The sequence below is a fragment of the Flavihumibacter sp. CACIAM 22H1 genome, from assembly GCF_001601815.1.
GTDB lineage: Bacteria > Bacteroidota > Bacteroidia > Chitinophagales > Chitinophagaceae > Flavihumibacter.
Map to the genome: position 1 here is coordinate 1 of NZ_LUKG01000084.1, position 6358 is coordinate 6358.

General features: G+C 46.1%; 6 protein-coding genes. 3 read left to right on the forward strand and 3 right to left on the reverse strand.

Annotated elements, in window-relative coordinates; translation table 11 throughout:
• Positions 1-13 precede the first annotated feature (13 nt).
• Positions 14-673: a fructose-6-phosphate aldolase gene (gene fsa, locus A1D16_RS18045; protein ID WP_366207031.1), complete on the forward strand. Its 660-nt coding sequence runs from the start codon at positions 14-16 to the stop codon at positions 671-673.
• 13 nt (positions 674-686) lie between these two features.
• Here the strand turns inward: fsa and A1D16_RS18050 are convergent, their stop codons facing one another.
• The 3 genes from A1D16_RS18050 to A1D16_RS18060 are packed head-to-tail and all read right to left on the reverse strand — an operon-like array spanning position 687 to position 4638.
• Complete coding sequence (locus A1D16_RS18050) at positions 687-1130, reverse strand: hypothetical protein (RefSeq protein WP_290712093.1); 444 nt, start codon at positions 1128-1130, stop codon at positions 687-689.
• 30 nt (positions 1131-1160) lie between these two features.
• Positions 1161-2162 (reverse strand): L-threonylcarbamoyladenylate synthase, encoded by a 1002-nt coding sequence (locus A1D16_RS18055; protein ID WP_290712095.1) that lies wholly within the window; start codon positions 2160-2162, stop codon positions 1161-1163.
• A gap of 37 nt (positions 2163-2199) precedes the next feature.
• Positions 2200-4638, reverse strand: coding sequence for a prolyl oligopeptidase family serine peptidase (locus tag A1D16_RS18060; RefSeq protein ID WP_290712097.1), 2439 nt, complete (start codon positions 4636-4638; stop codon positions 2200-2202).
• A 216-nt stretch (positions 4639-4854) separates the two neighbouring features.
• Between A1D16_RS18060 and hisG the strand changes: the two genes are divergently transcribed.
• Both hisG and hisD read left to right on the forward strand, forming a co-directional pair.
• Positions 4855-5715, forward strand: coding sequence for an ATP phosphoribosyltransferase (hisG, locus tag A1D16_RS18065; RefSeq protein WP_290712099.1), 861 nt, complete (start codon positions 4855-4857; stop codon positions 5713-5715).
• 5 nt (positions 5716-5720) lie between these two features.
• A partial coding sequence (gene hisD, locus A1D16_RS18070) for a histidinol dehydrogenase (protein ID WP_290712101.1) occupies positions 5721-6358 on the forward strand: 638 nt, incomplete at its 3' end.

The following is a 6358-nucleotide window of genomic DNA, read 5'->3' on the forward strand; positions in this document are numbered from 1 at the left end:
TTTTGTAAACCAAATACAACTACATGAAATTTTTATTGATACGGCCAATCTGGCTCAAATCAAAGAAGCTAATGAACTGGGTATTCTTGACGGAGTAACTACCAACCCTTCCCTGATGGCGAAAGAAGGTATTAAAGGAGAAGATAATATTATCCAGCACTATAAAGATATTTGTGAGCTGGTTGATGGAGATATCAGTGCAGAAGTGCTGTCCACCGATTTTGCTTCTATGGTAGAAGAAGGGAAGAAGCTAGCGGCTATTCATCCCAATATTGTGGTAAAAGTTCCGATGATTAAAGACGGCATCAAAGCCATCAAATGGTTTACTGATAACGGCATCAAAACTAATTGTACCCTGATTTTTTCTGCTGGTCAGGCTATTCTTGCTGCTAAAGCCGGGGCTTCCTATGTATCGCCATTTATAGGTCGTATCGATGATAGTGGCTGGGATGGAACGGAGCTGATCGGACAGATCTCCAATATCTTCAGCATTCAGGGTTTTAAAACTGAAATTCTGGCTGCATCTATCCGGAACGCCAATCATATTATTAAATGCGCTGAACTGGGCGCTGATGTTTGTACCTGTCCGCTGGATTCGATCCTTGGCTTACTAAAACATCCACTGACCGATATCGGATTAGCGAAATTTCTTGAGGACGCTAAAAAAATGTAATATAAAAAGAGGCTTAACCGCCTCTTTTATTCTTTTTAGGAGGGCGACGTAGTTCCTCCATAATCTCTTCCTTCGTTTTCAGTGGCCCATCTTCCAGGATTTTAATATAAATAGTAACTGTTTTTTTAAGCGTTGGCTTGCGTTTATAGGTAGCGGTGATCGTTAGTTTTTCTTTGTCGAAATCTGCAGGAACGATCAGGTTATTGCCTTCAAACCTCCCGCCATCGCTTTCAAACAGGATGTCTTCTGCCGTTAGGGGATACCATCCTCCTGCGGGTAATTTTCCATCTATATTTATGTAATTATGCAGGCCTTTTTTGAGGCTGTCTGTATACAAATGAAATGCAATACTATCTACCAGGGGCGCCGGTTGTGTAGTTGCGCCATTTTTTTTTCGTTGAGCATACCCTTGTTTCAGGAGCAGCAGGGAAACCAGTAAAATCGCAAAATGCTTCATATAGCTTAGACCATTCTTTTTAGCCGACGTTTAATGGGAGGGTGGAATACTTGCCGGAGCAGGAGCCGATGCTCGTTTAAGGCGATCATTAATTGCCCTGCCCAGCCCTTCTTCTGGAAAAACGGCGGCAAGGATCAACGACACAGTCATTTCGTCCGCCAGTCTTAATGCAGCAAACAGCCGCCTGGCAGCTTCGGATAAATCTCCGGAGGGGGATAGTATAAACTGGTTCGTTGCCGGGATGCCTGAAACGGGTTCTGTAAAACTAATGGTAGCAATTTCGGAGGGGGAATGCCGGGTTAATGCCTGCTTCACCAGTTCTTCCAGGTTTCCGATTTGTAAAGGATGACGCGTAGCATAATGCCTGGCTAACATACCGGGTGCAATAGGGTTATCGACAAAACCATCTCCCGGTAAATTTACGGGCCCGATAACAGCTTCTATGGCTTCCACCGGAATTCCTCCATGTCGGAGAAGACGGGGTTGCTCTTCCAGAAAGGAAATAATAGTGGATTCCACGCCGATAGCGCAATCACCTCCGTCCAGTATATAGGAAATGGAATTGCCTAGCTGGCTGGCAACATGGGCCGCACTGGTTGGACTTACATATCCTGATGGGTTGGCACTGGGAGCTGCCACCGGGAAATCGAGCTGTTGCAGCAATTCGAGGGTGAATGGGTGATTCGGGAAACGGACGGCTACGGCAGGAGTACCGGCACTCACAATGCCCGGTATTTCCGCAGATGTGGGTATTACATAGGTTAAGGGGCCGGGACTAAACTTAGCTGCCAGTAACAGGGCCATGGGTGGTAATTCCAACCCGCAGGCCTGTAGTTGCTGGTAATTGGCGAAATGCAAAATCAGGGGATTAAATTGAGGCCTGTTCTTAACCTGGTAAATCTTTAACACGGCGTCTTCCAACAAAGCATTAGCTGCTAAACCATATACGGTTTCAGTAGGAATGGCTACCAATTCGCCGGCTCTTAAGAGCGCGGCTGCTTTTTTCAGATCCACCCCAATTAAACTGCTCATAGTGCAAAAATAAGTCTGGCAGCGGACAGAAACCTGGCTAAAATGCTTTCTTTTCTGAACTGCCTGCTTTGCCGGCATTTTTTACATATTTCTCCAGCCACTGGTGTTGTTCCCACAACATATGAAGAATGTTTTCTTTTGCAGCATATCCATGACTTTCATAGGGGAGTGATACAAACCGGGTTATGCCGCCATGCCCTTTGATTGCATTGTACATGCGCTCACTCTGAATAGGGAAAGTGCCCGGATTATTATCCATTTCTCCATGAATCAACAACAAGGGTGTTTTAATTCGGTCGGCGAAACTAAATGGACTCATATTATAATAAACTTCCGGGGCCTGCCAATAGGTTCGTTCTTCGGCCTGGAATCCAAAGGGCGTAAGGGTTCTGTTATAGGCGCCACTTCTGGCAATGCCGGCTTTGAACAGCTTAGTATGTGCCAGCAGATTAGCGGTCATAAAAGCGCCATAACTATGCCCGCCTACGGCTACTCTTGTGCTGTCACCAACACCGCGTTGGGCCGCCGCCTGAATGGCAGCATGAGCATTCAGGTAAAGTTGGGGGATGAAAGCATCGTTCGGTTCTTTACTGCCTTCACCTACTATCGGCATTTCAGCATTGTCCATAACAGCATAGCCCTGCGTAGCCCAAAAAACCGGACTTCCATAGGAAATGGTGGTGAAATTGTAGTTGGATCCCCTTACCTGGGCCGCATCCGCAGCGGACTTGTACTCTCTCGGGTAAGCCCAGATTAAAAGCGGAAGCGGACCATCTTTTGTTTTGTCATAGCCTCTGGGAAGATACAGGGTAGCCGTAAGATCAATGCCATCTGCCCGTTTGTAACTGATTTTTTCTTTTGAAATGCCCGTTAATTGAGGATATGGATTGGTGAAATTGGTAAGGGCAACGGGCGCCGTTTTCCGGGTAAGCTGACGAACAAAATAATTCGGGGTTTCTGTCGGACTTTCACGCCGGGTGATAAATACCCCTTTTTCCGGATCCAAAACCCGCACCACATATTCATAGAAGCCTTCTTCACAGCGCCATAGCTCTTTTATTGCACCGCTTTTCAGGTGAAGGGACCGTAGTAAAGGAAGATCTCCCTTGGCAGATGCACCAGTAGAAGTTAATAAAATGCTGCCGTTTTTCAGTACCTGAATCACCGCTCGTCCATATTGGTTTCGGGTTGTTACCGGCTGACCCAGATCCTTGTACAGGTCATTACTGCTGCGTTCCTGTAAACTCTGTAGTTTTCCGGTGGTAGGGTTTAAAAGATTGATCCGAATGGTACGTGTGGCATTCATGCCTTCATAGAGCAGGGCTGTTGTTTCGTTTCCCCATTCGATATCTCTGAAACGCAGCGCTGTTTTTGTTAGCAGAACGGGTTCTCCGCCTGTTGGAATGGCTATTGTATAAACATCATCCCGAAAATCGGCAGCTGACTTACCAAGGCCTTTGTCGAGTGCCTGAACATAAAAAATAGTGGCTGGTTGATCCTCTCTCCAACCGATGAACCGGGGGGCTGCGGGAACATCGTCAAACCCAATAGGAGCCCCTTCTGAAGAAGGGTTACTGGCAATTGTCCGGATTGTTTTACCCGTAGAATCGATCACCGTATACCTGGTTGGAAATCCACTCCAGGGAACAAGATAGGAGAAGGGAGCTTCCAGGGTGGCTACTAAAAGGTAAGCCTGGTTGGGTGCTACTGAAAAACTTCGGTAAATGGCTTCCCCGCCTATTTTTTCCGACAGATGGTTGTTTAACTGCACTTTTATTAACTGGCCGGTTGCATAAAAAGTGAAAAGGGTTTCATCGTAGGGCGTTTTGATCAAATCCTGGTAGGTACGTGATGCTGCGGCTTTTCCCAGCGATTCCTGGATTACGGGTCCGGAGGGTGCAACAGGTTTTGAAGGAAGCTTTTTTCCGGCATTGGCAGCGGCTTTGTATAGGATGGTGGAATCCGTTATCCAGGCATAGCAATTGCCGAGAACATCATTTACAGGCTGAGAATTGATTTTTTTTGCCCGCGCAGTGGCCATATCAATACTATACAGATCAATACATTCAGCCCCATAATGTAATAGGGCAAAATGACGATGGGACGGACTCCATTGAAGAGAGCTGCCTCTCAAGCCTTCTGGTAAGCCGGTGACTTCTATGAGTTGGCCGGTTTTAAGTGCTTTAATTTGTACTGCATTGAAATACGTTTGCCGGCTTCCCCCAAAATTGGCCGGATTTAACCGTACCCCGGCAATCCGGTACTCGGGTTGGGCAAGTTCTTCAATTGATGGCATGCTGGCACGATGCAGCATAACCATGTATTCTCCGGAGCCGCTAAAGCTGACAGAAGGAGTGGGAGCTGCCGTAACCAGGTCAACGATGTCTTTAGGAGGTTGTTGAAACCGGGCATCGTCCTGGCTAAAGGCAAACAGTTGCCAGCCAAGGGCAATTACTAAAAAGAGCAGTTTTTTCATGTGCGTAGAACTTAGGTGTTCGAATATACATATTCTTAAAAAATTTGGTTGGTATGTGCAGATCACCCTATTTTTGCAACCGAAATGAAAAGAACTAGTTACATCCACCATCATCATGCTGTACTGCAAACGCGGTAAGCGAGGATGTTTGATGTCTGTATATAAACATTTGAGGGCTTACCGAACAGGTAGGCCCTTTTTATTTTATTCAATTGTATGCAACAAAAACTGAAAATTGCCATCCAGAAAAGTGGACGTCTTTACGAAGATTCGGTCAAGCTTTTGAAAGATTGTGGTATTGATGTCAAAAATGGTATCAATAAACTTAAAACGGAAGCCGAAAATTTTCCCCTCGAAATTTATTTCCTGCGCGATGATGATATTCCGCAATATGTAGAAGATGCCGTTGCAGATATTGGAATAGTTGGTGAAAATGTGGTGTTTGAAAAGAACAAAAAAGTTCAACGGGTAGAGGGCCTCGGTTTTGGTAAATGCCGGTTGAGTATTGCTGTTACCCGGAAAGAAGAATATACCGGCGTTGAATCCTTGCAGGGGAAACGCATAGCTACCAGTTATCCTGTTTTAGTAGAGAATTTTTTGCGGTCAAAAGGTGTTCAGGCAGAAATCCATGAAATCAGCGGATCAGTTGAAATAGCACCGGGAATTGGATTGGCAGATGCCATTGTAGACCTGGTGAGTTCAGGTTCTACCCTGTTTATGAACGGGCTCAAAGAGGTAGAAGTAGTATTAAAAAGTGAGGCCGTACTGATCCGGAACGAAGCATTATCACCCGAACAAATGCAGCTGCTGGAGCGTTTGCTTTTCAGAATCCGGGCGGTAAAAAAAGCAAAAAACACCAAGTACGTGCTGCTGAACGCGCCGAATGATAAGCTGGATGAGATTATTGCCTTGTTGCCAGGCATGAAAAGTCCCACGGTATTACCGTTGGCAGAAGCCGGATGGAGCAGTGTACACAGTGTATTGAGTGAAAATCAATTCTGGGATATTATTGAACAGCTGAAGGCTGCCGGCGCCCAGGGAATACTGGTAATTCCAATTGAGAAAATGATAATCTGATTCGTATGAATATTGTGCGATACCCTTCTAAAACCGAGTATGCATCGCTGTTATGCCGCCCGCAAATGGATAGCGCTGTGCTGGAAGAAAAAGTGCAGGCCGTACTGGAAGAGGTAAAACGGCGCGGAGATGAAGCGTTGGTAGAATTTACACAGAAGTTCGATGGTGTAGAATTGAAAAACCTGGAAGTTACTGCTGAAGAAATGAAGCAGGCAAGGGACCAGGTTGCGCCGGGTCTACTGGCGGCCATGGAACAGGCAGCAGCCAATATTCGGAAATTCCACGAAACCCAGTTACAGGAAGCTTTGTTGATTGAAACCATGCCGGGGGTACGTTGCTGGAGAAAATCCATCGGCATAGAAAAAGTGGGTCTTTATATACCGGGTGGAAGCGCGCCATTGTTTTCTACCATTCTTATGCTGGGGATACCGGCATCAATTGCGGGGTGTAAGGAAATTATTCTTTGTTCTCCCCCTGATAAAAAAGGACAATTGCACCCGGCTATGCTGGTGGCTGCTTCGCTGGTAGGGGTTACCCGTATCATTAAAGCTGGAGGTGCCCAGGCAATTGCTGCCATGGCTTATGGTACGCAAACCATTCCGCGGGTATATAAAATTTTTGGTCCCGGTAACCAATATGTGAC